The organism is Planktotalea sp. (assembly GCF_039984035.1).
In the GTDB taxonomy this organism is placed as follows: Bacteria; Pseudomonadota; Alphaproteobacteria; order Rhodobacterales; family Rhodobacteraceae; genus Planktotalea.
On the sequence record NZ_JBDWVM010000314.1, the window covers coordinates 1 to 3382 of the forward strand.

Here is a 3382-nt window from a genome sequence, read left to right on the forward strand (position 1 = left end):
GTCATTTTTAGCTCTACCTTTTGCTATTTATGAAAAGCGTCTTAAAGGGTGTCAGTTCCGTCAAAAAGCTTCGAAGCATTGGTAAATATTAAACAAAACCATTGCGTCAAAATTATTGATACGCGTCCCGAGGTCTTTTGATAAGGGTAAATTCGACCACCTGTGCATAGTAACCGCCATCCAGTGGCTCTGCCGAATTGGGCACCACCTTACAACTATTGGCGTCGTTTCCACCGGATAGGAGGAGACCCGAGAAGCATGGCCCATTGGCACGCGCGGATCGGGATAACAGAGGATACAATAAGATGAAGAAATCACTATTCGCGGCTCTCGCCGCGCTCGCGATTGCTGGTCCAGTTGCTGCACAAGAAAACCTGAAAGCGGCCATGGTCGCTGCCATGGGAGAAGCGATCGAAGATCCGCGCTATCCCGGCATCTTGGAAAAATATGGCCTGCCAGCTCCTGATTTGTCTGATCCAACCTTGGTAAATTCCAAGGATCACCCATACCCAACCGTACAAGAAGGCTCTTTGCTCAGTCACATCTTGGAAACTAAGTCCATCCGCCTTGGTTGGATTGGCGTTGGTGCGCCTTGGGCCATTCCGAGCGAAGCCGACAAGTCAATTCCTGTTGGTTTGTCCGTCGATTTCTGGAACATGATGCAGGAAAAATTGAACGCGCAATATGAGACTGACATTCAGTTCAACTGGGTCGAGTACACAGATTCAGCGGGCAACAACGATATGTACCGCTGGCTTTCGACCTCTGATGATCTTGATTGCACCGCCGACGGCCGTGAGGTGAACGGTTGTTACGACGTTATCGCGGGCGCCTATGCGATCAACAAACGTCGCAAGAGCATCTCTGACATCTCGCCAGCCTATTACCCGCTGAACATGTCCGTTGTGCGCACCAATGTTCCCCTGCCAGAAGGCGCAGGTGATTTGAAAACCGCCGAAGACATTCGCGCCGCAATGGCCGATCCCGACATCAATATTGTGTTGGCAGGTCTGCCAGATACGGGCGAGGATTCCATTCTAACCAACTTCACCAAAGAGTATGGCGATACGTTCACCCATGTCGATCGCACGCCCGGTTCTAAGGTATTGGAATTTGCACAGGACGCGACTGATATTCACTATGTGCTCGGAACAAATGTGCGCATGGCCTCCATGCGGTTTTCCGAACCAGAGCTATGCGCAGACTGCGCGTTCATTCCCAACCTGCTTGTCTTTGGCGGTGTTGGATTTGCGACTGCCCTTGTGAAGTAAGGGCCAGTCCAAAGAACGGCAGGCGCGTCCCACCCGTCTGCCGTTTTTGATCATTGGAACTGTTCAAAACCCCATCAAGCGCGCGCCAGCGACAAAGATCATACCTGCGATCATCGAGATAGGCAGGTTTCGGGTTTTAACAGCGATGAGTAAAACAAAAAGTGAAGCGACCTGTTCCAGCGGCCCCGCTTTCAGCATCATCAGCGCCACCAGCGACATGATCAAACACCCGGGGAGGGCGTCCATGCCTCGGGCCCAGGGCCCCGTTCGCGGCAAACGCAGCGCCAATAGAAAACCACCCAAGCGGATGGCGTAACTGGCAACGCCAAGCCCCAATATTGTGAGCCAGATTTCAGTCTCCACGAACCACTCCTGCCGTCACACCGCCCAACACGGCACCCAAAATTAGCGCCCAACTGGACTGCGCAGGAAACATCGTGGCAAAGGTCAAAACCGTACCTCCCGCAACGATCCACGGCAATATGTCAGCGCGTCCACGCCAAAGCCCCGGCAGCATCGCGACAAAAACCGCGACCAGCGCGAAGTCCAAACCAAAACGTGTTGGGTCAGGAATGCCCTTGGATAGAATACCGCCAATGCTCGTTGTGAAAATCCACGCGATCAATAGCGACGTACCGCCCCCGAAAAGATACCAATAGCTGGACAAGGCACGACGACTTTTGCCCGTTTGCATCAACGCAATCGACGCATCCGTCGCCAGATACACGCCCATCAGGACTTGCCACCATGGGCGACCCACCATCGCATCGCGCATGCTTGCCGTGATCAGCAAAACACGCATATTTAGCGCAGCGCCTGCCAGAACAGCCGCGCCAACACCCGCCCCTGCCACGAGCTGATCAAGCGCGACCAACTGCGCTGATCCGCCATAGACAAAGGCGCTCATGCTGAGAATTTGCAAAAGGGAAAAACCCGATTGCGTCGCCAAAAGACCAAAGGCAATGCCATACGTCGACGCCGCTAAGGTCATTGGCAACATATCCCGAGCACCTAGCAAGATTTCTGCGATAGGCGATATATCATCTTGGCTCATGGTTGATCTTCTTTATAAAACAGTGTTCAGTATAGCGAACGTATGTTCGTTATAAAGATTGAGCAACAGTTCTTTTTTGAGGACCAAAATGACGCCAAATGATCTGATCGCCAGCGCTATTCAGCGAGAGCGCCAGCGGAGCGGCATGAACCTGTCCACCCTTGCCGCGAGTGCTGGCTTGGCCAAATCGACCCTTTCGCAACTAGAGTCCGGCAAGGGCAATCCCAGCGTTGAAACCTTATGGGCCATTGCCACTGCTTTGAATGTTCCCTTCGCGACCTTGTTTGAGGTCAAGCAGCCCGAAATCCATCTTTTGCGAGCTTATGAGGGTGAAACGCTCGGTTCCGATCAGGCCAGCTATCGCACAACGCTGCTCGCAAATTGCCCGCCTGACACCCGCCGCGATCTGTACCGTGTCAATTTAGAACCCGGAGACATTCGTCGTTCCACAGCGCATCCAAGTGGCACATTTGAGCATGTGATCATAGCGACAGGACAGGCCCGCGTTGGCCCTCAAGGCGCCGAAGAGGTTCTCAATTCAGGCGATTATTTTCGCTACCCTGCCGACCTTGCTCATAGCTATGAAGCACTCGTACCCAAGACCCAAATGATTGTTCTGATGGAAACCAAAGGCTGATCTAGCGCGCGCCGTCCATGACCAAACCCGTCACAAGGCCTGCATAGTCTTTACGCGCCGCGTGATCCGCTTTTGGTTGCCACATATAGAACCAGTTGAGCATGCCAAAGACCGACATTGCTGTTGCCTGCAATCGTTTGGGATCTTGCGCTAAGTCAGGTGCGCATTGACCGAGTATGTCGCTTAGCTGCCGCACCATATCGCGTTGGTAATTGCGCAAGATATTTTGCTTGGCAGGTTCTAGCGATGCGATACCTTCGGTCTGGATTTTATGCTCCGCATCCATGCCATCATAAGCAAGCAATGTCTCTGTCACGAAAAGCAGTAATTGCGCACGCGGCGACAGACCTACCAACGCGAGAGCGGCCATACAATCCCGCAAAGCCATCAAGTAGCTATCAAGGATATCAAAGAGCAATG

At 52.9% G+C, this 3382-nt stretch carries 5 protein-coding genes; 2 read left to right on the plus strand and 3 right to left on the minus strand.

The genetic code is table 11. The annotated features are described in order from the left end of the window. Window positions 1-305 precede the first annotated feature (305 nt). The gene (locus ABJQ89_RS14165; protein WP_348496837.1) at window positions 306-1271 is read left to right on the plus strand and encodes a hypothetical protein; all 966 of its coding nucleotides are present in this window, start codon (window positions 306-308) and stop codon (window positions 1269-1271) included. A 63-nt stretch (window positions 1272-1334) separates the two neighbouring features. Here the strand turns inward: ABJQ89_RS14165 and ABJQ89_RS14170 are convergent, their stop codons facing one another. After that, on the minus strand, window positions 1335-1634 hold the full coding sequence (locus ABJQ89_RS14170; RefSeq protein ID WP_348496838.1) for an AzlD domain-containing protein: 300 nt from the start codon (window positions 1632-1634) through the stop codon (window positions 1335-1337). Continuing rightward, window positions 1624-2325: an AzlC family ABC transporter permease gene (locus ABJQ89_RS14175; RefSeq protein ID WP_348496839.1), complete on the minus strand. Its 702-nt coding sequence runs from the start codon at window positions 2323-2325 to the stop codon at window positions 1624-1626. Before ABJQ89_RS14175 ends, ABJQ89_RS14170 begins: the two co-directional genes overlap by 11 nt. An 88-nt stretch (window positions 2326-2413) precedes the next feature. On the opposite strand from ABJQ89_RS14175, the gene ABJQ89_RS14180 reads away from it, so the two are divergent. Continuing rightward, on the plus strand, window positions 2414-2962 hold the full coding sequence (locus ABJQ89_RS14180; protein ID WP_348496840.1) for an XRE family transcriptional regulator: 549 nt from the start codon (window positions 2414-2416) through the stop codon (window positions 2960-2962). A gap of 1 nt (window position 2963) precedes the next feature. On the opposite strand, the gene ABJQ89_RS14185 is transcribed toward ABJQ89_RS14180, so the two are convergent. Continuing rightward, window positions 2964-3382: TetR/AcrR family transcriptional regulator (locus ABJQ89_RS14185; RefSeq protein ID WP_348496841.1), on the minus strand; the 419-nt coding region annotated here is incomplete at its 5' end.